At 65.1% G+C, this 25,077-nt stretch carries 23 protein-coding genes; 13 read left to right on the forward strand and 10 right to left on the reverse strand.

What is annotated here, in order from left to right:
* Positions 1 to 5: 5 nt before the first annotated feature.
* From ptsP to AC56LN_RS13805, 5 genes are all read left to right on the forward strand, one after another.
* Entirely contained in the window at positions 6 to 1,760 is a 1,755-nt protein-coding gene (gene ptsP / locus AC56LN_RS13785; RefSeq protein WP_499572517.1) for a phosphoenolpyruvate--protein phosphotransferase, read from the forward strand.
* Between the two features lie 67 nt (positions 1,761 to 1,827).
* Positions 1,828 to 2,997: a homoserine O-succinyltransferase MetX gene (gene metX, locus AC56LN_RS13790; RefSeq protein ID WP_499572519.1), complete on the forward strand. Its 1,170-nt coding sequence runs from the start codon at positions 1,828 to 1,830 to the stop codon at positions 2,995 to 2,997.
* On the forward strand, positions 2,994 to 3,611 hold the full coding sequence (gene metW, locus AC56LN_RS13795) for a methionine biosynthesis protein MetW (protein ID WP_183556659.1): 618 nt from the start codon (positions 2,994 to 2,996) through the stop codon (positions 3,609 to 3,611). The genes metX and metW overlap by 4 nt, the downstream gene beginning before the upstream one ends.
* A 143-nt stretch (positions 3,612 to 3,754) precedes the next feature.
* Entirely contained in the window at positions 3,755 to 4,639 is an 885-nt protein-coding gene (locus tag AC56LN_RS13800; protein WP_482897291.1) for a M48 family metallopeptidase, read from the forward strand.
* A 7-nt stretch (positions 4,640 to 4,646) separates the two neighbouring features.
* Positions 4,647 to 5,585 carry a pseudouridine synthase gene (locus AC56LN_RS13805; RefSeq protein WP_499572521.1) on the forward strand — a complete coding sequence of 313 codons (939 nt, stop codon included), beginning with the start codon at positions 4,647 to 4,649 and terminating at the stop codon, positions 5,583 to 5,585.
* Here the strand turns inward: AC56LN_RS13805 and AC56LN_RS13810 are convergent, their stop codons facing one another.
* Positions 5,586 to 6,356, reverse strand: coding sequence for an exodeoxyribonuclease III (locus AC56LN_RS13810; protein ID WP_183556665.1), 771 nt, complete (start codon positions 6,354 to 6,356; stop codon positions 5,586 to 5,588).
* Between the two features lie 201 nt (positions 6,357 to 6,557).
* Here AC56LN_RS13810 and AC56LN_RS13815 point away from each other — a divergent pair, with 201 nt between their 5' ends.
* Positions 6,558 to 8,519: a hybrid sensor histidine kinase/response regulator gene (locus AC56LN_RS13815; protein ID WP_499572523.1), complete on the forward strand. Its 1,962-nt coding sequence runs from the start codon at positions 6,558 to 6,560 to the stop codon at positions 8,517 to 8,519.
* A 32-nt stretch (positions 8,520 to 8,551) separates the two neighbouring features.
* On the forward strand, positions 8,552 to 9,223 hold the full coding sequence (gene pyrE / locus AC56LN_RS13820) for an orotate phosphoribosyltransferase (protein WP_499572525.1): 672 nt from the start codon (positions 8,552 to 8,554) through the stop codon (positions 9,221 to 9,223).
* Between the two features lie 469 nt (positions 9,224 to 9,692).
* On the opposite strand, the gene gatB is transcribed toward pyrE, so the two are convergent.
* Genes gatB through gatC form a run of 3 tightly spaced genes read right to left on the reverse strand, consistent with a single transcriptional unit; the run spans position 9,693 to position 13,010 of the window.
* Positions 9,693 to 11,153 carry an Asp-tRNA(Asn)/Glu-tRNA(Gln) amidotransferase subunit GatB gene (gene gatB / locus AC56LN_RS13825; RefSeq protein WP_499572527.1) on the reverse strand — a complete coding sequence of 487 codons (1,461 nt, stop codon included), beginning with the start codon at positions 11,151 to 11,153 and terminating at the stop codon, positions 9,693 to 9,695.
* Between the two features lie 32 nt (positions 11,154 to 11,185).
* On the reverse strand, positions 11,186 to 12,661 hold the full coding sequence (gene gatA / locus AC56LN_RS13830) for an Asp-tRNA(Asn)/Glu-tRNA(Gln) amidotransferase subunit GatA (protein WP_499572529.1): 1,476 nt from the start codon (positions 12,659 to 12,661) through the stop codon (positions 11,186 to 11,188).
* A gap of 49 nt (positions 12,662 to 12,710) precedes the next feature.
* Complete coding sequence (gene gatC / locus AC56LN_RS13835) at positions 12,711 to 13,010, reverse strand: Asp-tRNA(Asn)/Glu-tRNA(Gln) amidotransferase subunit GatC (protein WP_499572531.1); 300 nt, start codon at positions 13,008 to 13,010, stop codon at positions 12,711 to 12,713.
* Between the two features lie 316 nt (positions 13,011 to 13,326).
* Here gatC and AC56LN_RS13840 point away from each other — a divergent pair, with 316 nt between their 5' ends.
* From AC56LN_RS13840 to AC56LN_RS13865, 6 genes are all read left to right on the forward strand, one after another.
* Positions 13,327 to 14,370, forward strand: coding sequence for a rod shape-determining protein (locus AC56LN_RS13840; protein WP_183556678.1), 1,044 nt, complete (start codon positions 13,327 to 13,329; stop codon positions 14,368 to 14,370).
* 99 nt (positions 14,371 to 14,469) lie between these two features.
* Positions 14,470 to 15,642, forward strand: coding sequence for a rod shape-determining protein MreC (gene mreC / locus AC56LN_RS13845; RefSeq protein WP_499572533.1), 1,173 nt, complete (start codon positions 14,470 to 14,472; stop codon positions 15,640 to 15,642).
* Positions 15,643 to 15,648: 6 nt separating this feature from the next.
* Positions 15,649 to 16,167: a rod shape-determining protein MreD gene (mreD, locus tag AC56LN_RS13850; protein ID WP_343024960.1), complete on the forward strand. Its 519-nt coding sequence runs from the start codon at positions 15,649 to 15,651 to the stop codon at positions 16,165 to 16,167.
* Between the two features lie 34 nt (positions 16,168 to 16,201).
* The gene (mrdA, locus tag AC56LN_RS13855; protein ID WP_499572535.1) at positions 16,202 to 18,190 is read left to right on the forward strand and encodes a penicillin-binding protein 2; all 1,989 of its coding nucleotides are present in this window, start codon (positions 16,202 to 16,204) and stop codon (positions 18,188 to 18,190) included.
* 3 nt (positions 18,191 to 18,193) lie between these two features.
* A complete protein-coding gene (rodA, locus tag AC56LN_RS13860) occupies positions 18,194 to 19,312 on the forward strand; it encodes a rod shape-determining protein RodA (RefSeq protein WP_482897300.1) in 1,119 nt (372 codons plus the stop codon).
* A gap of 18 nt (positions 19,313 to 19,330) precedes the next feature.
* On the forward strand, positions 19,331 to 20,359 hold the full coding sequence (locus AC56LN_RS13865) for a septal ring lytic transglycosylase RlpA family protein (RefSeq protein ID WP_499572537.1): 1,029 nt from the start codon (positions 19,331 to 19,333) through the stop codon (positions 20,357 to 20,359).
* A 27-nt stretch (positions 20,360 to 20,386) separates the two neighbouring features.
* On the opposite strand, the gene AC56LN_RS13870 is transcribed toward AC56LN_RS13865, so the two are convergent.
* From AC56LN_RS13870 to AC56LN_RS13895, 6 genes are all read right to left on the reverse strand, one after another.
* Positions 20,387 to 21,163, reverse strand: coding sequence for a PEP-CTERM sorting domain-containing protein (locus AC56LN_RS13870; protein WP_499572539.1), 777 nt, complete (start codon positions 21,161 to 21,163; stop codon positions 20,387 to 20,389).
* 208 nt (positions 21,164 to 21,371) lie between these two features.
* The gene (locus AC56LN_RS13875) at positions 21,372 to 22,103 is read right to left on the reverse strand and encodes an SPOR domain-containing protein (protein WP_499572540.1); all 732 of its coding nucleotides are present in this window, start codon (positions 22,101 to 22,103) and stop codon (positions 21,372 to 21,374) included.
* Positions 22,097 to 22,834, reverse strand: a complete 738-nt coding sequence (locus tag AC56LN_RS13880) for a type III pantothenate kinase (protein WP_499572542.1) — start codon at positions 22,832 to 22,834, stop codon at positions 22,097 to 22,099. Before AC56LN_RS13880 ends, AC56LN_RS13875 begins: the two co-directional genes overlap by 7 nt.
* Complete coding sequence (locus AC56LN_RS13885) at positions 22,831 to 23,595, reverse strand: biotin--[acetyl-CoA-carboxylase] ligase (RefSeq protein ID WP_499572544.1); 765 nt, start codon at positions 23,593 to 23,595, stop codon at positions 22,831 to 22,833. Before AC56LN_RS13885 ends, AC56LN_RS13880 begins: the two co-directional genes overlap by 4 nt.
* On the reverse strand, positions 23,592 to 24,377 hold the full coding sequence (locus AC56LN_RS13890) for an SDR family oxidoreductase (RefSeq protein ID WP_499572545.1): 786 nt from the start codon (positions 24,375 to 24,377) through the stop codon (positions 23,592 to 23,594). The genes AC56LN_RS13885 and AC56LN_RS13890 overlap by 4 nt, the downstream gene beginning before the upstream one ends.
* 6 nt (positions 24,378 to 24,383) lie before the next feature.
* Positions 24,384 to 25,046 carry an SPOR domain-containing protein gene (locus AC56LN_RS13895; RefSeq protein ID WP_499572547.1) on the reverse strand — a complete coding sequence of 221 codons (663 nt, stop codon included), beginning with the start codon at positions 25,044 to 25,046 and terminating at the stop codon, positions 24,384 to 24,386.
* Positions 25,047 to 25,077: the final 31 nt, after the last annotated feature.

Consider the following 25,077-nt stretch of genomic DNA (forward strand, 5'->3'; position numbering starts at 1 on the left):
CTTCCATGGCTTCCTTTATCCTTCACGGCATTCCGGTTTCGCGCGGCATCGCGATCGGCCGCGCACACCTGCTCACGCCGGCCGCACTCGACGTCAAGCATTACCTGGTCCCTGAAGAACAGGTCGAGGCCGAGGTGCAGCGCCTGCAGGATGCGATCGCCGCCGTGCACCACAATCTGCAGGAACTCTGGACCGGCCTGCCGAAGGATGCCCCGACCGAACTGGGCGCCTTCATCGACGTGCATGCGCTGATCCTGTCCGATCCGATGATCTCGGAAGCGCCCAAGGGCATCATCCGGTCCCGCCACTACAACGCCGAATGGGCGCTGGTGACGCAGATCGATGAACTCTCGGCGCAGTTCGACGAGATTGAAGACGCCTACCTGCGCGAGCGCAAGTACGACATCCAGCAGGTCGCCGAGCGCGTGCTGAAGGTCTTGACCGGCACTGCACTGAGCGTCGCGCCGGTATTTGCCGACGAAGACCAGCCACCGCCGCAGATGATCGTCGTGGCCCACGATATCTCGCCGGCCGACATGCTGGCGTTTCGCGACCGATCGTTCATCGGCTTCGTGACCGACGTCGGCGGCCAGAACTCGCATACCGCCATCGTCGCGCGCAGCCTGGATATCCCGGCGGTCGTCGGCATGGACCAGGCGTCGCGCCTGGTCGAGCAGGACGACTGGCTGATCGTCGACGGCGACGCCGGCGTCGTCATCTGCAACCCGAGCCAGCTGGTGCTCGAACAGTACCGCGCGCGCCAGATCACGATGGCCAAGGCTCGCAAGCGCCTGCTCAAGCTCAAGAAGACCCCGGCCATTACGCGCGACGGCACCGCAATCACGCTGCTGGCGAATATCGAACTGCCCGACGATTGCCCGGCCGCTCTCGAAGCCGGCGCCAATGGCGTGGGCCTGTTCCGCTCCGAATTCCTGTTCATGGGCCGCGGCGCGCAGGCACTGCGCATCCCGGACGAAGAAGAACAGTTCGAGCAGTACCGCAAGGCGGTGCTGGCGATGAAGGGCCGTCCGGTCACGATCCGCACGCTCGACGTGGGCGCCGACAAGCCGCTCGACCAGACCGACCACACGGCGCTCAATCCGGCGCTCGGCCTGCGCGCGATCCGCTATTGCCTGGCCGAGCCGCAGATGTTCCTGGTGCAGCTGCGCGCGATTCTTCGTGCGTCGGCCTTCGGCAAGGTGCGCATCCTGATCCCGATGCTCGCGCATGCCTTCGAGATCGACCAGACGCTGGGCATGATCGAGCAGGCCAAGGCCCAGCTGCGCGACGAGAAGATCCGCTTCGACGAAGGCATCGAGGTCGGCGCCATGATCGAGATCCCGGCCGCGGCGCTGGCGCTGCCGCTGTTCGTGCGCCGCATGGATTTTTTGTCGATCGGCACCAATGACCTGATCCAGTATCTGCTGGCGATCGACCGCGTCGATTACGAAGTGGCGCACCTGTATAATCCGCTGCACCCGGCGGTGCTGCACCTGATCGCCTCGACCATCGCCACGGGCCACAAGGCCGGGCTGGATGTGGCGGTGTGCGGCGAGATGGCCGGCGACGTCAAGCTCACCCGCCTGCTGCTGGGCATGGGTCTGCGCGAATTCTCGATGCATCCGGCGCAGCTGCTGGCGGTGAAACAGGAAATTCTGAATACCGACCTTGGCGTGGTCACGACCCGTACCCGCCGCATCCTGCGCGCGATGGAGCCGGGTGAAATCGCCGCCGCCGTCGAGCAGTTGCAGACCCTGTGAGTCGGCCGCCGTTGCCACGCCCGGCAACGGCGCCACCACCGCATCATCAATCAAAGCACACAGTCCCATGGGATCTCTAGGAATAGTCACACCGCAGGCGATGCACTTCGCCGAGCCGCTGCGCCTGCAAAGCGGCGCGCAGCTCAGCAACTACACGCTGATGTATGAAACCTATGGCACGCTCAACGCCGACAAGTCCAATGCGGTGCTGGTCTGCCACGCCCTGAACGCCTCGCACCACGTCGCCGGCCAGTACGACGCGCCCAAGAGCGCCGGCTGGTGGGACAATATGGTCGGCCCGGGCAAACCCGTGGACACCGACCGCTTCTTCGTCATTGGCGTGAACAACCTCGGCTCGTGCTTCGGCTCGACCGGCCCGATGCATGTCAACGCAGAAACCGGCAAGCCATATGGCGCGAGCTTTCCGCTGGTGACCGTGGAAGACTGGGTGACCGCGCAGGCGCTGCTGGCCGACCGCCTCGGCATCGACCGGTTTGCCGCCGTGATGGGCGGCTCGCTGGGCGGCATGCAGGCCCTGTCGTGGAGCATCAAGTTCCCCGAGCGCCTGCGCCACTGCATCGTGATCGCCTCCACGCCGAAGCTGTCGGCCCAGAACATCGCCTTCAACGACGTCGCCCGCCAGGCGATCCTGACCGACCCCGATTACCACGGCGGCGACTTTTATGAGCATGGTGTGGTGCCGAAGAACGGCCTGAAAGTGGCGCGCATGATTGGCCACATCACGTATCTGTCGAACGACGACATGGCCGAGAAATTCGGGCGCAAGCTGCGCAATGCCGCCGAGACCAATGACTACAACTTCGACTTCGGCGTGGACTTCGAGATCGAATCGTACCTGCGCTACCAGGGCGACAAGTTCTCGGAATACTTCGACGCCAATACCTACCTGTTGATCACGAAGGCGCTCGACTACTTCGATCCGGCGCGCGAATACGATGGCGATCTCGAAAAGGCGCTGGCCGGTACCAAAGCGCAGTTTTTGATCGCGTCGTTTACGACCGACTGGCGCTTCTCGCCCGAGCGCAGCCGCGAGATCGTCGAAGCCCTGATCAGCAACCGGCGCCGCGTGACCTACGCCGAAATCGACGCGCCGCACGGCCACGATGCGTTCCTGCTCGACGATGCGCGCTACATGAACGTGGTGCGCGCGTATTACAACCGCATCGCCCTTGAACTGGCCCCGGGCGCTGCCACCACCGCCAGGGAGGCCGCATGAATTTTGCCGACCTCAATACGCTGCGGCCCGACCTGGCCTTCATCGCGCACTGGGTGGGCGAACGCGCCCACGTGCTCGACGTCGGCTGCGGCGACGGCGCCATGCTGCGCTACCTCGAATCCGGCAAACGCTGCTCGGGCTACGGCATCGAGATCGCCGACGACAAGGTCCTGGAAAGCACCGCGCGGGGCATCAACGTGATCCAGCACGATATGGAAAAGGGCCTGGGCCTCTTTGGCGACAACACATTCGACACCGTGCTGTGTCTGAATTCGCTGCAGATGATGCAGCATGTCGAAGGCCTGCTGCGCGACATCGTGCGCGTCGGTCACGAGGCGATCGTCTCGTTCCCGAACTTCGCGCACTGGCCGCACCGCCTGGCGCTGCTGCGCGGACGCATGCCGGTCTCGCGCGCGTTGCCATACCAGTGGTACGACACGCCGAACGTGCGCTGCGCGACGATCTACGATTTCCAGGAGCTGGCCGTGGAGTGTGGCCTGGAAGTGCTGGAATGCGTGGCGCTGGCCGACGGCAAGGTGGTCAAGTTCCTGCCGAACCTGCGCGGCAGCATGGCGGTCTTCCGCCTGCGCAAAAAAGCGCCGCCGGCAGTGTAGGGCAGGGCAGGTTGCGACTTATGTGCGTTGGCGGCTTGAGCGGCGCCGGTACATACGGCATGATCACGTCGATTCTGCGCGGGCTGCTGCCCATTTATAACCAATTTTACGAGGCCGGCTGCCAACAACAGCCTGCCGGAGCCATGATGAAACTGAAACAACTCGCCGTTTGTCTGACCCTGTTCGCCGCGACCGGCCTGGCCACCGCGCAAGAGGCCGGCGTCGTCGTCCAGGATGGCATCGAGGTCAAGCCACTGTCGCGCATGCGCGTGCTGGCGCCCGAAGAACAGGTGAACGAGGCGGCGCGCCTGCAATACACCGAGATGATGAGCGAGGCCAAGCAGAAAGGCTTGCTGGCGCCGGCCACCGACCCGCAGCTCAAGCGCCTGCGCACGATCGCGCAGCGCATCATCCCGTTCACGCCGCGCTGGAATCCGGTGGCCAGCAAGTGGGACTGGCAGGTCAACCTGATCCAGGCCGATGAGGTCAACGCGTTCTGCATGCCGGGTGGCCGCATTGGCTTCTACACCGGCATCCTCACCAAGCTGCAGCTGACCGACGACGAAGCTGCAGCCATCATGGGCCACGAGATCGCGCACGCACTGCGTGAACACGGGCGCGAGCGCCTGGCCAAGTCCAACGTCACCGCGCTGGGCGCGCGTGTCGGCGGCGCGCTGTTGTCGGGCATTTTCGGCGTCGATCCCAACCTCACTGCCACCGCGGCCAATGGCCTGGGCAGCATGCTGGTGCTGAAATTCTCGCGCGACGAAGAGCGCGAGGCCGACCTGGTGGGCCTGGATATCTCGTCGCGCGCCGGTTACGATCCGCGCGCCGGCATCGTCCTGTGGCGCAAGATGGCAACGCTGAACCAGAGCGCGCCGATGGAAATCCTGTCGACCCACCCGGGCGGCGACACCCGCATCAAGGACATGGAAGCGCACATGAACGTGCTGCTGCCGCTGTACGCGCGCGCCAAGAAGACGACGGTCGCCAAGCTGCCGGCCTACAAGAGCACTGCGCTGAATTGAGGCGCTGATGGGCAGTAGCGCCAGGGGCCGTCAGGCCGAAGCCAATGCGGTCGTCCCGCTGCCCCTGCGCGACGGTGTCGCGCCCAGCTATCTATGGCTGACCGAGACGCGCGCCGGCGGCATGCTGCGCTTTTTATGCGAGCGCTTTCCCGACGTGCCGATGCAATCCTGGGCGGCGCGGCTGGAACGCGGTGAGGTCGTTGATGCCAAGGGCGCGCGGGTGGCGTTCGATACGCCGGTGCGCCAGGGCATGCGCATCTGGTACTACCGCGAGCTGGACGTGCCCGAGGTGCCGATCCCGTTCCAGGAGGCGGTGCTGTTCCAGGATGACCACATCTTGGTCGCCGACAAGCCCCATTTTTTACCAACGATTCCGAGCGGGCGCTTTCTGAGAGAGACGTTGCTTGTGCGCCTGAAGCGCACCTATGACTTGCCGCACCTGGTGCCGATTCACCGGCTCGATCGCGAGACGGCGGGCGTGGTGATCTTTTCGCACAATCCCGCGTCGCGCGGCGCTTACCAGTCGATGTTCCAGAAGCGCGTGGTGACGAAGACCTATGAAGCGATCGCGCCGCTGCTGCAGGGGCGCAGCTTGCCGTTCACGTACCGCAGCCGCATGCAGGATGCGGCGCAGTTTTTCCTCAGCGAAGAAGTGGCGGGCGAACCCAATTCGGAAACCCTGATCGAATTGATCGAGCAGCGCGGGCAGCTCGCGCGCTACCGGCTGCATCCGCACACGGGGCGCAAACATCAGCTGCGCCTGCACCTGGCGTCGCTCGGCGCGCCGATTGTCGGCGACAGCTTTTATCCGGTGGCGCGGCCCTGCGGCAGCGACGATTTCAGCGCGCCCCTGCAGTTGCTGGCGCGCGCCATCGCGTTTGACGATCCGCTCACGCGCCAGCCACGCAGCTTCGCCAGCCGCTTCGATCTGGATTGGCCGGCGTGATTACAGGTCGTAGTCGATGATGAGCGGGGCGTGGTCCGAGAACTTCACGTCCTTGTAAACCGAGACGGTTTTGGCGCGCGCAGCGATGCCGGGCGTGGCGACGTGATAATCGATGCGCCAGCCGACGTTCTTCGCATAGGCTTGGCCGCGGTTGCTCCACCACGTGTACTGATCAGGGCGCGCATCCAGGCCGCGGTGCACGTCGACCATCCCCAGCTCGTCGAAGATGCGCGTCATCCACGCGCGTTCTTCGGGCAGGAAGCCTGAATTCTTCAGGTTGCCCTTCCAGTTCTTCAGGTCGATCTCCTTGTGCGCGATGTTCCAGTCGCCGCAGATGACGACTTCGCGGCCCTCGGCCTGCAGTTCCTGCAGATGCGGCAGGAAGACTTCCATGAAGCGGAACTTGGCCAGCTGACGCTCGGGCGACGAGGAGCCGGACGGGCAGTAGACCGAGATGACGGTCAGGTTGCCGAAGTCGCAGCGCGTGTAGCGGCCTTCGGCATCGAATTCGAGGCAGCCGAAACCGATGCGGTGCTGGTCAGGCTCTGTGCGGCTGTAGACGCCGGTGCCCGAGTAGCCCTTTTTCTCGGCGTAGTGGAACCGCCCGTGGTAGCCGTGCGGGCGCAGGAAGTCTTCGGTCATGTCGGCTTCCTGGGCCTTGAGTTCCTGGACGCAGATGTAGTCGGCGTCCTGCGTGGCCAGCCAGTCGAAGAAGCCCTTCTTGTGGGCGGAGCGGATACCGTTGAGGTTTGCGGAGATGATTCGTGGCATGAAGATGTTCAGGCAGGTGAAAGAGGGCAGCGTGCACCGGAAGGCGCGTCGATAGCCGGCAAGTGTAGCGTGTTTTGATGCTGCCCGTCATTCCTCGGGGCTGTTGCTTTATGGGGACTGCTCGTGATAGATGGCAACGATCTGGTACACTCTCGGTCCCCCGCGCGTCGATGGCACGCCGCATTTTTTCTTCCCGACACCATGAACACTGACAAACCGCTTCCTGCGGACGTCGTCGCTATGCCCGTGCGCCAGCACGATGACGCCACGGCCGCCGAACTGTACGATTTCGTGGAGAACGCGGTAGAAGGGCTGCACCGCGTCGGCCCCGACGGCACCATCCTGTGGGCCAACCGCGCCGAATTGCAGATGCTCGGCTATGGCTGGGACGACTACGTCGGGCGGCATATCGCCGACTTTCACGAAGACCCGGCCACGATCGATTTCATCCTGCGCACGCTGCTGGCGGGTGAGGCACTGTATGACCAGCCGGCGCGCCTGCGCTGCAAGGATGGCTCGATCAGGCATGTGCTGATCCACTCGAACGGGCATTTCGTCGATGGCCAGCTGCGCTACACGCGCTGCTTCACGCGCGACGCGTCCGAGCGCCACGAGCGCGACCAGGCGCTGGCGCAGCGCGACGCCATGCTGATGGCCGCGCCGGTCGCGGCCGCGCTGTTGATGGGACCCGAGCTGCGCTTCCGGCTGGTGAATAACCGCTACCGCGATCTGATCGATACCAGCGGCATGCTGGGCCAGACTTTCGACGAAGCGTTTCCGCATCTGGGCGGGGCCGGTGTCGCGGAGGCAGTCGCCCGCGTCTACGCCAGCGGCGTGTCGTACCAGGCGGAAGAGCTGTCAGTCACGCGCCCGGATGCAGAGGGGCAGCCGGTCGAGCGCTTCTTCAAGTTCAGCCTGGAGCCGCTGCTGGACCTGGACGGCCGGCCGGAAGGCGTGATCGTGGTGGCGGTCGACGTGACCGAGCATGTGCGCAACCGCCTCGCGATCGAGCACGCCGCCCGCGAGCGCGAACAGCTGCTGGTCGACCTGGGCGCGGCCAGCCAGGCCAAGGATGAATTCCTGGCGATGCTGGGCCACGAGCTGCGCAATCCGCTGTCGCCGATCGTCACGGCGCTGCAACTGATGCGCATGCGCGGCGACGGCGCCTACGGCCGCGAGGGCGAGATCATCCAGCGCCAGGTCGACCATCTGGTGCGGCTGGTGGACGACCTGCTCGATGTCTCGCGCGTCACGCGCGGCAAGATCGAACTGAAGTTCGAGCAGGTCGAGATGGCGCAGGTGACGGGCCGCGCGCTCGAGATGGCGAGCCTGCTGGTGGAGCAGCGCGGTCACCATCTCGAGGTCGATGTCGAACCGGGCTTGGTGTGGGAAGGTGATCCGGCGCGGCTGGTGCAGGTGGTGTCGAATCTCTTGACCAATGCCGCGCGCTACACCGAACCGGGCGGCCGGATCTGGCTGCGCGCGCGGCGCGACGGCGCGGACGTGGTCGAGATCAGCGTGCGCGACACGGGTATCGGCCTGGCGCCGGCGATGCGCGAGCAGGTGTTTGAGCTGTTCTTCCAGGGCAAACGCAGCATCGACCGCGCCGAGGGCGGGCTCGGGATCGGGCTGGCGCTGGTCAGGAACATCGTCGAACTGCATGGCGGCACGGTCGAAGCGCGTAGTGAAGGGCGGGGCCTGGGCAGCCAGTTCGTGGTGCGCCTGCCGCTGCGCGACGTGGCAGGACTGGCTGCGCCGGTGGCCATCGCGGCCGCGCCGGCCATCGACAGCGCGCCGCAGCGGGTGCTGGTCGTGGACGACAATGCCGACGGTGCCAACACGCTGGCGCGCCTGCTGACGGCGCACGGGCACACGGTCGAGGTGTATCACGATCCGGAGGCGGCGCTGGCGGCGATTGAACGCTTCCGGCCCGACGTCGCGCTGCTCGACATCGGCCTGCCGGTGCTCGACGGCTACCAGCTCGCTGCGCGCATCCACGCGCTGCCGGCGGGGCGCCTGTGCCGGCTGGTTGCGCTGACCGGGTACGGCCAGGCCACGGACCGCGCGCGCAGCCAGGCCAGCGGCTTCGCGGCGCACATGGTCAAGCCGATCAGCGGGGCCGAAGCGCTACGGGTCGTCGCCGGCGAGGCCGTGAGCGATTAAAATAGCCGCTTTCGACATTCAGGGAGAAGTACATGACTGATCTGCGCCAGCAATTCATCGGGTTTTCGGTCGAGGCCGAAGTATTGAAGTTCGGCCAATTCACGACCAAGGCCGGGCGCCTGTCGCCCTACTTCTTCAACGCCGGCCTGTTCCACGACGGCGCCACGCTGGGCAAGCTGGCCCAGTTCTACGCGCAGACGCTGCTCGACTCGGGCGTCGAATTCGACATGCTGTTCGGCCCGGCCTACAAGGGCATCACGCTGGCCTCCGCCACGGCAGTGGCCCTGGCCGCAAAAGGCCGCGACACGTCGTACGCGTACAACCGCAAGGAAGCGAAGGACCACGGCGAAGGCGGCACCATCGTCGGCGCCAAGCTGCAGGGCAAGGTCGTGATCATCGACGACGTGATCAGCGCCGGCACCTCGGTGCGCGAATCGGTCGCCATGATCCGCGCCGCCGGCGCCGAGCCAGCCGCCGTGCTGATCGCACTGGACCGCATGGAACGCTCGGGCACGGATGACGCACTGTCCGAACTGTCGGCCGTCCAGGAAGTCTCGCGCGAATTCAACATTCCGGTCATCTCGATCGCCAACCTCGCCGACCTCTTCACCTACCTCGACACCCACACCGCCGACCCCCGCCTGTCGCAACACAAAGACGCCGTCTCCGCCTACCGCGCCCGCTACGGCACCCAAAAGCAATAACCCAACAATCAGGGTCAGAGTAGATTTGTTGGGCAATTACCCAAAGTTGTCAAACAATTCGACTCTGACCCTAATTTAGATTGGCGGAAAGTCTTGCAAATTAATTAGGGTCAGAGTCGACTTATTGGGCAATTTTCTAGAGTTGTCAAACAAATCGACTCTGACCCTCATTGTTTATGTGCTTGCAGGAACCGATTTATTTTCAGTTTGGAATATAACTTGCCAATTTAATGACTTGAACAGGAATCGGGGCAGTTTTCCTGCTTTGCGGACAGTTTGGGCTATCCAAACAAATAGGGTCAGTGTCGAATTGTTGGGCAATTGCTCGCGGTTGCCCGATAAGTGGGGACAGAGTCGCTAGGCTGGGCAATTACTGGGGGTAAAAATGAATCAGGGTCAGCGTTGAATCGCTGGCAATTGTGGGCAATTGCTCAATAATTCGACGCTGACCCTGATTGGGGTGGGGCGGTTAGCTGGTCAGCTTTTTCTTCAGCAGTTCGGTCACTTGCGCTGGGTTGGCTTTGCCTTTGGAGGCTTTCATCGCCTGGCCGATCAGTGCGTTGATGGCTGCTTCTTTGCCAGCGCGGTATTGTTCGACGGACTTGGCGTTGGCGGCCAGGACTTCGTCGACGATCGCTTCCAGTGCGCCCGTATCCGAGATCTGTTTCAGGCCTTTCTGGTCGATGACCGTGTCGGCCAATCCCTCGTCATCCGATTTGGCGTCCCACATTGCGGCGAAGACTTCCTTTGCGGCCTTGTTCGAGATCGTGCCGTCGGCGATGCGCTTGAGCAGCAGCGCCAGTTGCGCGGCGCTCACGGGCGACGCCTGCAGCTCGACGCCTTCACGGTTCAGTGTCGACGACACGTCGCCCATCATCCAGTTGGCCGCTGACTTCGCGTTTTCTTTCCCGGCGTTCGCCACCACCGCTTCGTAGTACGTCGCCATCGTCTGTGACGAGGTCAGGACCAGGCTGTCGTATTCCGGCAGGCCGTATTCGCCGGTGAAGCGGGCGCGCATGGCGCCTGGCAGTTCCGGCATCTCCGCTTTGACGCGGTCGATCCAGTCCTGGCCGATGGCCAGCGGCGGCAGGTCAGGGTCGGGGAAGTAGCGATAATCCTGCGCGTCTTCTTTCGTGCGCATCGAGCGCGTTTCTTTGCGGTCCGGGTCCCACAGGCGGGTGGCCTGGATCACCTTGCCGCCGTCTTCGATCAGCTCGATCTGGCGGCGCACTTCGTAGTGGATCGCTTCTTCCATGAAGCGGAACGAGTTCAGGTTCTTGATTTCGCAGCGCGTGCCGAATTCCTGCTGGCCCACCGGGCGCACCGAGACGTTGACGTCGCAGCGGAACGAACCCTCCTGCATATTGCCGTCGCAAACGCCCAGCCACATTACCAGCGAGTGCATCGCCTTGGCATACGCCACCGCTTCGGCGGCGCTGCGCATTTCGGGCTCGGACACGATCTCGAGCAGCGGCGTGCCGGCGCGATTCAGGTCGATCCCGCTCATGCCCGCATAGTCTTCGTGCAGCGACTTGCCCGCGTCTTCCTCGAGGTGGGCGCGGGTCAGGTTGACCGTCTTCATTTCGAGCTTGCCGTCTTTTTCGTAGGCGAAGGTCAGCGTGCCGCCCTGGACCACCGGATCGGCGAACTGGCTGATCTGGTAACCCTTCGGCAGGTCGGGATAAAAGTAGTTCTTGCGCGCGAAGACCGACTCCGGCGCGATGGTGCCGCCGACCGCCAGGCCGAAACGGATTGCGCGTTCGACGGCGCCGCGGTTCAGCACCGGCAGCACGCCCGGCAGCGCCAGGTCGACCGGGCTGGCCTGCGTGTTCGGCTCGGCGCCGAAACGGATCGCGCTGCCGCTGAAGATTTTCGATTGGGTCGTGAGCTGCACGTGGTTCTCAAGACCGATGACGACTTCCCATTGCATAGTGTTCTCTCTTTGTTCTGTGTCGGCGCGAATCAAACGCCGTCCGGCGTGCGCGTATGCCAATCGGTCGCGAGCTGGTACTGGTGCGCGATGTTCAGCAGCCTGGCTTCGGCGAAGTAGTTGCCGATGATTTGGAGGCCGACCGGCCGCTTGCCGTTCTTTTCGCCGGCGCCGAAACCGCACGGGATCGACATGCCGGGCAGGCCCGCCAGGCTGGTCGAGAGCGTGTAGATGTCGGCCAGGTAGTTCGCCACCGGGTCGTTCGACTTGGCGCCCAGGTCCCACGCCACGGTCGGCGCGACCGGGCCCATGATCACGTCGCACTTGTCGGCAAACGCGGCCTGGAAATCGTCGGCGATCAGGCGCCGGATCTTCTGCGCCTGCACGTAATACGCGTCGTAGTAGCCGTGGCACAGCACATAGGTGCCCACCAGGATGCGGCGCTTGACCTCCGTGCCGAAGCCTTCGGCGCGGGTTTTGCGGTACATGTCCTGCAGATCCTTGTACTCGCTGGCGCGGTGGCCGTAGCGCACACCGTCAAAGCGCGACAGGTTCGACGACGCTTCGGCCGGTGCGATGATGTAATAGGTCGGGATCGACAGCGCGGTCTTCGGCAGCGAGATGTCCACCAGCGTCGCGCCCAGTTTCACGAACTGTTCGAGCGCCGCGCGCACGGCGCCTTCGACGTCGGCCGCCAGGCCTTCACCGAAATACTCGGCCGGCACGCCGATGCGCAGCCCGGTCAACGGCTGGTTCAGCGCGCGTGTGTAGTCTTCGGCGACGTTGCCCTGCTCGACCGTCAGGCTGGTCGAATCACGCTCGTCGAAGCCGATCATTTCATTGAGCAGCAGCGCGCAATCCTCGGCGCTCTGGGCGATCGGGCCGCCCTGGTCGAGCGACGAGGCAAACGCGATCATGCCGAAGCGCGAGACGCGGCCATACGTCGGCTTGATGCCGGTGACGCCGCAGAATGCGGCCGGCTGGCGAATCGAGCCGCCGGTGTCGGTGGCGGTGGCCGCTGGCGCCAGGCGCGCAGCGATCGCTGCCGCCGAGCCGCCCGACGAGCCGCCCGGCACCGCCGTCATATCCCATGGATTCTTCACTGCGCCGTAGGCCGAATTTTCATTGGCCGAGCCCATCGCGAATTCATCGAGGTTGACCTTGCCCAGCGTGACCATGCCGGCATTGCGGAAGCGCTCGACCACGGTGGCATCGAACGGGCTGACGTAGCCCTCGAGCATCTTCGAGCCGGCCGTCGTGCGCCAGTCGCGCGTGACGAAGATATCCTTGTGCGCGATCGGCACGCCGGTCAGCGGGCCGGCCGTGCCGGCGGCGAGGCGCGCGTCGGCGTCGGCCGCCTGCGCGAGCGATAACGCGTGGTCCACGTCCAGGAAGGCGTTGTGCCCGCTGGCGTCGATGCGGCCGAGGTAGTGGCGCGTCAGTTCGGTGCTCGAGATCTGCTTCGAGTGCAGGAGCGTGGACAGCTCCTTGAGGGTCTTGTTATGCATGTGCGTGTCGATTCTAAAAGCGGATTCGGGGGCGATTCAACAGTCAGGATTACTCGATGACCTTTGGCACCAGATACAGGCCGTCCTGGGCTTTCGGGGCCGGCGCCTGGTAATCGTCGCGGTGGTTCTCTTCGGTGACCACGTCGTCGCGCAGGCGCAGGGGCAGGGCGAGGATCGCTGACAGCGGCTGGGCCAGTGGCGCCACGCCGGTGGTGTCGACCGCCTGCATCTGCTCGGCCAGCGCGAAAATGCCGTTCAGTTCACCCAGCGCGATCTCGGCATCGGCGTCGTTCATCTCGAGCTGGGCCAGGTTGGCAATGCGTTTTACGTCAGATAGGGTCAGGGGCATGGCAATATGGCGCGGCCAGGGCCACGCAGAATGTGATTAGGCAAATAAAGAATGTTAGCAAGTTGTCAGCGAAAAGCATTTTAAAGTTGGTAAAACCCTTCAAATATCACGCAAACCGCTTGCAATTCGGTGGGGAAATCCACCTGTATTGGGCATGTAAACGTCAAATTATAAGGTAGAATGGCGGGCTAATGCGTTGTCGTGCCGAAAGCTATGGCTGCCGCGCAATGAAAGTCCGCGGTGCCCTCGATTGGCAAGTGCGGCACAGAATCCCCGATCAATGTTTAGGCGCACATTGATGCGCATCAGGACACTCATGTTTGGTTTTTTACGCAGCTATTTCTCGAACGATCTCGCCATTGACCTCGGTACCGCCAATACGCTGATTTATGTGCGCGGTCTGGGTATCGTGCTGGACGAGCCATCGGTCGTCGCGATCCGCCAGCAGGGCGGGCCAAATGGCAAGAAGACAATCCAGGCGGTCGGCAAGGAAGCCAAACAGATGCTGGGCAAGGTGCCTGGCAATATCGAGGCGATCCGCCCGATGAAGGATGGCGTGATCGCCGACTTCACCGTCACCGAACAGATGCTCAAGCAGTTCATCCGCATGGTGCACGAGTCCAAATTCTTCCGTCCTTCGCCGCGCATCATCATCTGCGTGCCGTGCGGTTCGACCCAGGTCGAGCGCCGCGCGATCCGTGAATCGGCGCTTGGCGCCGGCGCGTCGCAGGTGTATCTGATCGAAGAGCCAATGGCTGCGGCCATCGGCGCCGGCCTGCCGGTCTCGGAAGCGACAGGCTCGATGGTCGTCGACATCGGCGGCGGCACCACCGAAGTGGGCATCATCTCGCTGGGCGGCATGGTCTACAAAGGTTCGGTGCGCGTGGGCGGCGACAAGTTCGACGAAGCCATCGTCAACTACATCCGCCGCAACTACGGCATGCTGATCGGCGAACAGACTGCCGAAGCGATCAAGAAAGCGATCGGCTCGGCGTTCCCGGGTTCGGAAGTCAAGGAGATGGAAGTCAAGGGCCGCAACCTGTCCGAAGGCATCCCTCGCTCGTTTACGATCTCGAGCAACGAGATCCTCGAAGCGCTGACCGACCCGCTGAACCAGATCGTTTCGGCCGTGAAGAACGCGCTGGAACAGGCCCCGCCGGAGCTGGGCGCCGACATCGCCGAAAAGGGCATGATGCTCACCGGCGGCGGCGCGCTGCTGCGCGACCTGGATCGCCTGCTGATGGAAGAAACCGGCCTGCCGGTGCTGGTGGCCGAAGACCCGCTGACCTGCGTGGTGCGCGGCTCGGGCATGGCGCTGGAACGGATGGACAAACTCGGTTCCATCTTCTCGTACGAATAAGCCGCACGTGGTCTTCCAGGACGGGCAGGGCGTGCGGTCACAAGCTGCGCGCATCTGCCCGTCTTGATATGAACTCCCGCGTTACCACCACCAGAGCTCATGGAATATAGTCCTCCGCCGTTGTTCAAACAAGGCGCGCCCGCGCGTGTCAAGGTGACGGTGTTCGCGCTGATCGCGATCGTTCTGCTGGTGGTCGACGCCCGCATGGGGCTTCTTGCCGGTGTGCGTACGGTCGCTGCCACCGTGCTGTACCCGATGCAGATGGCCGCCATGCTGCCACGCGATGCGGTCGGCAATATGGGCGTGTACTTCTCGTCGGTCTCCACGCTGCAAAAGCAGGTCCAGGCGCTGAAGAACCAGGAGCTGGCCCAGGCCCGCCTGCTGCAGCAGGCGCAGTTCCAGATGGCCGAGAACATCCACCTGCGGCGCCTGATGGACGGCAAGCAGCAACTGCCCGTGCAATCGCAGATGGCTGAAATCCTGTACGACGCACGCGATCCATCGACGCGCCGTATCGTCATCAACCGCGGCTCGCGCGACGACGTCACGCCGGGCCTGCCCGTGATCGACCATGCCGGTGTGGTGGGCCAGGTCACGCGCGTGTTCCCGTTCACGTCCGAAGTCACGCTGCTGACCGACAAGGACCAGGCCATTCCCGTGCAGGTGCTGCGCAGCGGCTTGCGCAGCATCGTGTACGGCCGCGGTCATTCCGGCCAGCTCGATCTGCGCTTCGTCGCCCAGGATGCCGACATCCAGGTCGGCGACGTGCTGGTCACGTCGGGCCTGGACGGCATGTACCCGGCCGGCCTGGCCGTGGCGCGCGTGACGCAGGTTGAAAAGGCGACCGGCTCGTTCGGCCGCGTGGTTGGCCTGCCGCTGGCCGGCATCGACCGCAACCGCCAGGTACTCGTGATCATGTCGAACCACGCCTTGCCGGCGCGCCCGCCGCAGGAAACGCCGCCAGCCGGCAACCGCCGCAAGCTGCCGGCGATGACACCGGTGCCAACGCCGCCGTTGCCCGCTTCGCCGTTGCCGGCAGCCGGCACGCCTGCTGTTATCCAGGCGCCGGTTGCACCGGCCACGCCGGGCGCCGCACCAGCTACGGCACCGACAACGACAACGACCGCACCTGCGACGACGCGCGCCGCCACGCTGCCCGCCACACGGGCGCAGCCGGTTCAGACGCAGCCTGCACCGACGCCGGCCGCACCTGCGCCGGCCGCACCTACGCCGGCTGCACCTACGCCGGCTGCACCGTCCCCAACCCGATAAGCGACCATGCCAGGTAACCGCCCGCATTACATCCTGCTGCCCGTCAGCCCGCTGTTCATCACGTTCAGCCTGGTGTGCGCCTTCATGCTCAACCTGATGCCATGGGGCCGCTGGCTCGGTGCGCCCGACTTCGTCGCGCTGGTGCTGGTCTTCTGGGGCATCCACCAGCCGCGCAAGGTCGGCATCGGCGTCGCTTTCTGCATGGGCCTCCTGATGGACGTGCACGACGCGAGCCTCTTGGGCGAGAACGCGCTGGCCTACACGCTGCTGTCGTACTTCGCCATCATGATCCACCGCCGCGTGCTGTGGTTCCCGACGCTCACCCAGGCGATGCACGTGTTTCCGTTGCTCCTGATGGCGCAGGCGATCCAGCTGATCGTGCATTTCGTCGTCTCCGGCCGCTTCCCGGGCCTGCTGCAGTTCATCGAAAGCGTGGTGGCAGTGATCCTGTGGCCCGTGATCACCTGGCTGCTGCTGGCGCCCCAGCGCCGCGCGGTCGACCGCGACCACACCCGTCCGATCTGACGATCCGAATCGACCTGAATCGACCCCTACGCGCATGACCGAATTCAAAGACAGCGATCGCGAGATCCACCAGTTCCGGATGCGCCTGACGGTGCTGATCGCGCTGGTCTTCATCTGCTTTGGCCTGCTGGTCGCACGCGTCGTGTGGCTGCAGGTGCTGCACCACGACCAGTACGCGGCCCAGGCCGAGGACAACCGCATCGCGCTGGTGCCGATCGTGCCCAACCGCGGCCTGATCGTCGACCGCAATGGCGTGGTCCTGGCGCGTAACTATTCGGCCTACACGCTCGAACTGACGCCGTCCAAACTGCAGGCGAACATGGAATCAGTGATCGACGAACTGGCCAAGCTGGTGCAGATCGAGCCGCGCGACCGGCGCCGCTTCAAACGTTTGCTGGAAGAATCGCGTAGCTTTGCCAGCGTCCCGCTGCGCACGCGCCTGACCGATGACGAAGTGGCGCGCTTCACGGCCCAGCGTTTCCGCTTTCCCGGCGTCGAAGTGCAGGCGCGCCTGTTTCGCCAGTATCCGATGGGCGAGGTGGCCTCGCACGTGATCGGCTATATCGGCCGCATCAACCAGAAGGAAGCCGACGCACTCGAAGAAAGCGACGACGCCGCCAACTACAATGGCACCGACCACATGGGCAAGGAAGGCGTCGAGAAGCGCTACGAGCGCCAGCTGCACGGCCAGACCGGCTACGAGCAGGTCGAGCGTTCCGCCGGCGGTCGCGCCATCCGCACGCTGCGCCGCACGGCGCCCACGCCCGGCAGCAACCTGATCCTGTCGATCGACATCGAACTGCAGAAGATCGCCGAAGAAGCGTTCGGCGACCAGCGCGGCGCGCTGGTGGCGATCGAGCCGGCCACCGGCGACGTGCTGGCGTATGTGTCGCGCCCCGGGTTCGATCCGAACCTGTTCGTCGACGGCATCGACACCCAGAGCTGGAACGAACTCAATACCTCGCTCGACAAGCCGTTGATGAACCGGCCGCTGTCGGGCACCTATCCGCCCGGTTCGACCTTCAAGCCGTTCATGTCGCTGGCCGCGCTCGAGCTGGGCTTCCGCCGGCCGCAGGATGCGATCCGCGATCCCGGCTTCTTCATGCTGGGCGGGCACCGCTTCAACGATGACAAGCCGGGGGGCCACGGCATCGTCAATATGTACCACTCGATCGCGCACTCGTGCGACACCTATTACTACCAGCTGTCCAACGAGATGGGCATCGATAACATCTCGAAGTTCATGCGCGAATTCGGCTTTGGCCAGCCGACCGGGATCGACCTCGATTACGAAAAGACCGGCGTGCTGCCATCCAAAGAGTGGAAGGCCGAGCGTTTCAAGCGCAACCCTGCAGCCCAGAAGTGGGTGGGCGGCGACACCATTTCGGTCTCGATCGGCCAGGGCTTCAACAACTACACGATGCTGCAGCTGGCGCATGCGACCGCGATCCTGGCCAACAATGGCGTGGTGATGAAGCCGCACCTGGTCAAGATGATCGAGGACGGCGCCACGCGCGAGCGCACGCTGACCGTGCCGAAGGAAACCCGGCGCCTGGCCATGAAGCCCGAGCACATCGCCTTCATCAAGGATGCGATGGCGGGCGTGATCCGCGAAGGCACCGGCCAGAAAGCCTTCGCCGGCGCGCTGTACACCGCCGGCGGCAAGACCGGCACCGCCCAGGTGATCGGCTTGCGCGGCAAGAAATACAATGCCAACGCGATCGATGAACGCCACCGCGACAATGCGCTGTTTACCGTGTTTGCACCGGCCGAGCAGCCACGCATCGCGCTGGCGATGGTGGTTGAAAACGCCGGCTTCGGCGGGGCCGTGGCCGCGCCGATCGCGCGCAAGGTGCTCGATTACGCCATCCTGGGCAAGCGCCCGGCGCCGCCGGCCGAACCAAAGAAGACCGAGCGCCCCGTCACGGTCAGGAAAACCGCGCCGGCACCAGCGCCAGCGCCCGTGCCCGTGACTGCACCGCTCCAGACGGCCAGCGTTCCCGCCGTCACCCGAACCGAGTAAACCATGGCCCATATTCCAGAACGGCGCTCGCTGCGGCGCCGCCTGCGCCCCTATTTCACGGTGTTCGACCTGCCGCTCACGCTGATCCTGGCGGTCCTGGTCACGATCAGCATGGTGACCATGTCGTCGGCCGGCGCCGACTTCCCGGACCGGGTCGAGCACCAGATCCGCAACTTCCTGCTGTCGTTTGCCGTGATGTGGATCGCCGCAAACATCGCCCCGCAGACGCTGATGCGTCTGGCCGTGCCGATCTATACGATTGGCGTGGCCCTGCTGCTGGCGGTGGCCATGTTTGGCCTGATCAAGAAGGGCGCGCGGCGCTGGCTGCACATCGGCGTCATCGATATCCAGCCGTCCGAGATCATGAAGATCGGCGTGCCCCTGATGCTGGCCTGGTACTTCCAGACCCGGGCCCAGGTCGCGGGCTGGAAGAATTACCTGGCCGCCGGGGCGCTCCTGATGATCCCGGTGGCATTCATCATGAAGCAGCCCGACCTTGGCACATCGCTGCTGGTGGCGTCGTCGGGGCTGTACGTGATCTTCCTGGCCGGCCTGTCGTGGAAGGCCATTGCCGCGGTGTCGGTGCTGGGACTGGCCGGCCTGCCGGTGGGCTGGTCGATGATGCACGACTACCAGCGCGAGCGGGTGATGACGCTGATCGATCCGACCTCCGACCCGTTGGGCAAGGGTTTCCACATCATCCAGTCGATCATCGCGATCGGTTCCGGTGGCGTGAGCGGCAAGGGCTATATGAAGGGCACGCAGGGTTACCTCGAATTCGTCCCCGAGCGGACCACCGACTTCGTGTTCTCCGTGTATTCGGAAGAATTCGGCCTGATCGGCAACCTGTTCCTGCTGTTCGTGTACCTGCTGCTGATCGGGCGCGGCCTGATGATCGCGGCCAACGCGGCCAATACCTTCGGGCGCCTGCTGGCCGGATCGATCTCGATGATTTTCTTTACCTATGCCTTTGTCAACATGGGCATGGTGGCGGGCATCCTGCCCGTGGTCGGCGTGCCGTTGCCCTTCATGAGCTATGGCGGTACGGCCTTCATCACACTTGGCCTTGGTGCCGGCATATTGATGAGTATTCAAAGACACCGTAAACTGGTGAAGACTTAACTAGCAGGAGGACTGCCGATGGGCGTTCGCAAAAACATCCCGGCGGTCGTGGCGGTTGCCTTTCTTGTCACGGCATGCAGCAGTACCGGTGAACACAAACGCTTGTCGCCATTCCCTTGGCCGCACAAGCCGACCGCCAAGCATGGCCCCGCGCCCAAGCTGCCGGCCGCCAATTCGGGGCGGGGCGGCTACTACAAGGACGACGGCCCGGGCGAGAATCCGCCCGACGGCCTGCTCGAGACGCCCGACGCGGTCGTCGTGGCCGAGCCGTTCAACAAATTCACCAGCCGTCCCTACACGGTGCTAGGCAAGACCTACACGCCGCTGGGCAACGATGAGCGCTGGACCCAGCGCGGCATCAGTACCTGGTATGGCAAGAAGTTCCATGGCCAGCGCACGGCCTCCGGTGAGCTCTACGACATGTACAAGATGACCGGCGCGCACCCGACGCTGCCGATTCCATCGTATGTGCGCGTCACCAGCCTGGACAGCGGCCAGTCGGTGGTCGTGCGCATCAACGATCGCGGCCCGTTCCACTCCACGCGCATCATCGATGTGTCGTACACGGCAGCGCTGAAACTGGGCCTGCTCGGCAAGGGCAGCCACGAGGTCGAGATCGAGCGCCTGTTCCCGGGTGATCCGATCGTCCCGCCGACGCAGATTGCCGCCGCGCGGCGCGAAGCGACGTCACAGGCGCAATCGGCGCCGCCCGAGATCGCCGCGCTGATGCTCGAAGACCGGGTGCAGTCCGACAGCGGCGCTGTCGTGCGCCTGGTGGAGCCGGCCACGCCAGCAGCACCGGCCGCCCGCGCCACCACGGGCGAGTACTACATCCAGCTCGGCGCGTATGGCCGCACCGGCACGGCCGAGGCGATCAGCGAGCAGGTCACGCGCACCGGCGTCGACGTCGGCACGCTTGAAGTGGTGAAGGTGGGGGCATTCAATCGCCTGTACGGCGGACCGTATCCGACGCGGGCCGAGGCGATCGAGGCGATGGACGCGCTGCCGGCGTCCTTGGGCCTGAAGCCGATCGTCGTGCGGCGCTGAGGCCGCGCCGCGCTTTCTGAAAACGTCTTAGGTTGCCGCGCGCTTGCTGCGGCGACGCACTGCGCCCAGGCCGGCCAGGCCGGCGAGCGCCAGCAGGATGCTCGATGGCTCGGGCACTTCGGCAGAGGCCACGACTTTCGTGTAGTCCAGCAGCAGCTGGGAATTGGTCAGCACCAGGTCGCCCACGACGTTCAGGTTCAGCGTCAGCTGGTCGCTGCGCAGCAGTTCGTCGATGATCGACCGGTTCGAGATGATGCCGCTGATGGTGAAGGCACCTGTGCTGTCCCGGGTGATGGTCGTGGTCTCGGTCGAGCTCTTCGTGTAGAGATGATAGCAAGCGTAGGTGTTGCAGCCGATGCCTTCGTACGTGGCCAGGAGGGGACTTGCGCTCTTCGTGCTCGATTCGGTCCATGCCGTGCTGCCGGTTCCCAGAGCGACGCCGCCGATCGACAGGGTGGCGCTTTCCTGCTGGCCCGTGCGCAGCACCGTTTCATAGTTGGTCAGATAGCGTGCATAGCTGACCGACGTGTGCGGAAGCCAGCCCGTCATGCTGCTGCCCGTCGAGACTGGCGCCGATGTCGTGAACATGTCCGTCCCATCGTCACGGAACGAAAACGAGTACGTCAGGCTGTTGACCGTGTAGTCGGCTGGCAAAAACGATTTGCCACTGAACACGGCGCTGTAGTTGTTGTTCGCCATGTCGCTCGAGGCAAACGCGCCGGTCATGGCGATTGGCGTGGCCAGTGCTGCAGCGGAGATGGTGCACAGTGCGGTCAGCAGAGCGGTGGTGATCAGTTTTTTCATGGCAAACCCCTATATTTTGAATTTAAGAAACTATGATTTGTATATAGCAATACTTGTGCCAGCAAAGCAACCTATTGATTATAAACAATCTTATTTTCTTAAAAGAATTTAGTGTAAAGAAATTCGACACTTTTTAGCGTCCGCGCAACACGTTGGGACGAAAAAAAAGCGCACCCGCAAGTGCGCTGTGGCGAATCGTGATGCAAGCTCAACTGCAGCGGGTGAGGGCGACGCCGTTGTAGTCGTCGGCAAACCCCGTCAAGCGGTCGCGTTCGGTGACGTCGATGCCGCGGTACTGATAGCCGGTGCGCATGACCTGCGGTCCGCGCGGCAGGATACGCACGCCGCGCACGCCCTGGCGCTGCAGGTCGGCCACGAGCTTTCGCGCCGCACCGTCCGACTTGAACACGCCCAGCGAAATCGCATGGCGCAGTGGCGACGTGTCGTTCTGCATGATGAAGAAGTTGGTGACGCCACGTTCCCGCAGCTCGGCGACGCGGCGCTGGGCGCCCTCGCGGCCGCCGTTCGGCGGCAGGTAGACCAGGCGGCTCGTCACTTCCTGGTACGGCATCTCGATGCGCGACTGGCGCGCCGCGAGGCCAAGCCGAGCGACACGGGCCTCGAAGCGGCGCGCATCGGCCGTGCTGAACGGGCCCGCCTGGACGCAGGCGACCAGCTCCCGCATAACCGGAGCTGGCGCTGGCGCAGGCGAGGGCGCAGGCAGCGGCACGGGCGCCTCGTCTTGCGGCGCCGGCGCCACGCTCGCCGCCGCTTGCCTGGCCTGCGTCGGCGTGAGCTGCTGCATGCGCTCGGGCGCTAGCTGGTTTTTCAGGCGCGCCGGCTCGCGCGCCGCATCCGGCGACTGGCCGAGCAGGCCCTGGCCATATGCCAGCAATACGCCATTGGCGCCCAGCAGCGCCCAGAACACGAATTTCAACACCGCGTTTCTCCCGTCGAGCCGGTGGCTGCCGCATGCAGGCCGACCAGTACGATGTTATCGACCACCTGGTGCGCAACCTTGAGGGCTGGCGCGATATGGGGCGCGGCGCCGCCCGAGACGATGCAGGCAGCGCCGCCCAGTCCGGCCACCGCGCGCTCGATCGTGCCGGCCTGCGCCGAGAGCAGGCCGGACAGGATTGCATCCTGCGTATTGTCGCCAAACAGCGGCGGCAGCGCGCCGGCGTCAACCTGCGGCAGTTGCGCCGTGTTGCGCGCCAGGCTCGCCGCCATCAGGGCCAGTCCCGGCAGGATCATGCCGCCGAGGAAGCGGCCGTCGGCGCGCACCGCGTCGACCGTGGTGGCGGTGCCGCAGGTGGCCACGATCAGGTCCTGGCCAGGCAGCAGTGCGCGCGCGCCGATGGCGGCGGCAAAGCGGTCGCACCCGAGCCGCGCCGGTTCGCGGTAGCCGTTGGTGACACCGGCGCGCTGCAGGGTGGACGCGAACCACTCGACCTGCGCGCCGGCGGGCAGCAGCGCGGCGATGCGTTCGGCCAGCGCAGGCCCCGCCACATTCGAGACCAGTACGCGCGTGGCACTCGCCCAGTCTTCATGCACCGCATCCAGCCCGGCATGGGCCACCGCACCGGTTGCCGACCAGGCGCCGGGCGCCGCGCGGTCGTCTGCCAGCGCCCACTTGACGCGGGTATTGCCGGCATCGATCAGCAGCATCATGCTTTCACCCGCAGCGAAACGTCGCCGGCCATCACGGTGATGCGGCCTTCGTCCGTATCGAGCAGCAGGCGCCCGCTGTCGTCGACACCGGCTGCGCGGCCTTCGTGCCGCACGACGCCGCCGTCGAGCAGGACAACGGTCTCGCCCTGCCACGCATGGCGCAGGTTCCAGCGCGCGCTGAAGGCGGCAAACCCGCGCGTGGCAAATTCGCGCAGGCAGTCCGCCAGGCCATCGAGGAGCGCCGCCATCAACGCGTCGCGGTCCATGCGCGCCAGCCATGGCATGCCGGCCGCGCTGCGGCCCAGCTGCGCTTCCATCTCGTCGGGCATCAACAGGTTCAGGCCGATGCCGATCACGGTCCAGGTGCCGCCGCCAGGGGCGGCCTGGGTTTCGATCAGGATGCCCGCCAGCTTGTCGCCATCCTTGAGCACATCGTTCGGCCACTTCAGCTGGACCTGCTGGCCCAGCGTGCCAAGCGTGTCGGCCAGCGCCACGCCCACCGCGAGCGGCAGGCCAAGCAGCGCCTGCGGCCCGCCGTCGAAGCGCCAGGCCAGCGAAAACGTCAGCGAGCCTTCGGGCGACGACAGCCAGCTGCGGCCGGCGCGTCCGCGGCCGGCGCTCTGGTGTTCGGCCACCAGCAGCAGCGGGGCGGCAAGTGTGCCGGCGCGCGCGAGCAGGTCGGCGTTGGTCGACCCGGTCTGCGCCACGACTTCAATGGCGATACCGGCGCGCGATTGCGCGGCGATGGCGGCGGCGTTCATGGCTGCTCCCGGCGCGGCTTGGTCGGCGCGCGCGCAAACAGACGGTCGAACAGGGCATTGGGCAGCAGGCGCAGCAGCCTGGCAACGACGCCCATCTGCCATGGCAGCACGCGGTAACTGTCGCCGCGCGCGATTGCCGCAACAGCCTCTGTGGCAAAACGTTCGGGAGGCATCAGGAAGGGCATGGGGAAGCGGTTGGCTCGGGTCATGGGGGTATCGATGTAGCCGGGCGCGATGGTCACCACGCGAATGTTCGACGGGCGCAGCTCCACGCGCAGCGCTTCGCAATAGCTGTGCAGCGCGGCCTTGCTGGCGCAGTAAGCGCCGGCGCCGCGCATGCCGCGAATGCCGGCCACGCTGCCGATGCCGACCAGGCGGCACGGCGTCGACTGCGTTTTCATGGCGGCGATGAATGGCGCGAAGGTCGCCACCGTGGCGTTCATATTGGTGGCAAACACGGCGTCGAACACGGCCAGGTCGTCGGCCTGTTCGGTCAGCGTGCCTTGCGAAATGCCGGCGCAGGCGATGACGATATCGGCGCCGCCGTTCAAGGCGAGGAAGTCCTGCGCCGCGCTGGCAAGGGCCGCGCGATCGAGCACATCCACTACATAGACTTGATGGCGCGAGGAATCAGGGAGTGATTGACGCAGTTGGTCGAGCGCGTCGCGCCGCCGGCCGAGCAGGCCGACCGTGGCGCCGCGTGCGGCATACGCGCGCGCCAGCGCGGCGCCAATGCCGCTCGAGGCGCCGGTGATGAAGACGCGCTCCGCCGGCAGCGACATGCCGGATCAGCGCTGGTTGCGCACGATGGCGACGTCGATGCCGCTGTCGAGCAGCTTGGCGCGCGCGCGGTTGACGGCTTCGACCTGCGTGTACGGACCGACGCGCACGCGGTGCAGCACGCCGCTGTCGGTGCTGCGATCGGTGATCGCGGCCTCGAAGCCCAGCAGGGCCAGCTTGGCGCGGGTGTTTTCGGCGTCCGACATTTCGCGGAACGCGCCCGCCTGCAGGTAATAGATGTAGCCGTCGGTGACGGCGGCTGCGGCTGGCGCCGCGGCGACCGTATTGACGGGCGCCGGCGTTGGGGCCGGTGCCGGTGCGCGGCGCGGCTCCTGCATGCCGGCGATCGCTGCGCCCAGTGGATCCGCGTCGGCCGGTGCCGCAGCCGGCGCTGCAGGCGCGGGCGCCGGTGCGCTTGGCGCCGGCTTGGGCGTTTCGCGCACCGGTGTGCGGGTGCCGTACAGCGGCTTGTTCGGATCGTTGGCCTGGCTCGGTTCGAGGTCGGCCGGCCGCCCCATCTTGTTGGAACGGTCGGTGAAGGGCGACGCGCCCTTGGTGATCACGAGAGCGACCGCCACTGCGATGCCCAGCCCGATGATCAGGCCGATGATGATGCCCGTCAGGGTGCTGCCGCGCTGGCGGAGGGGCGAGAAGGATCGAATGGCGGTCATGACGCTTTCTGGTTGTGCTGTGGGATGCAGT

It is taken from the genome of Telluria sp. ZT3P26 (genome assembly GCF_059686035.1).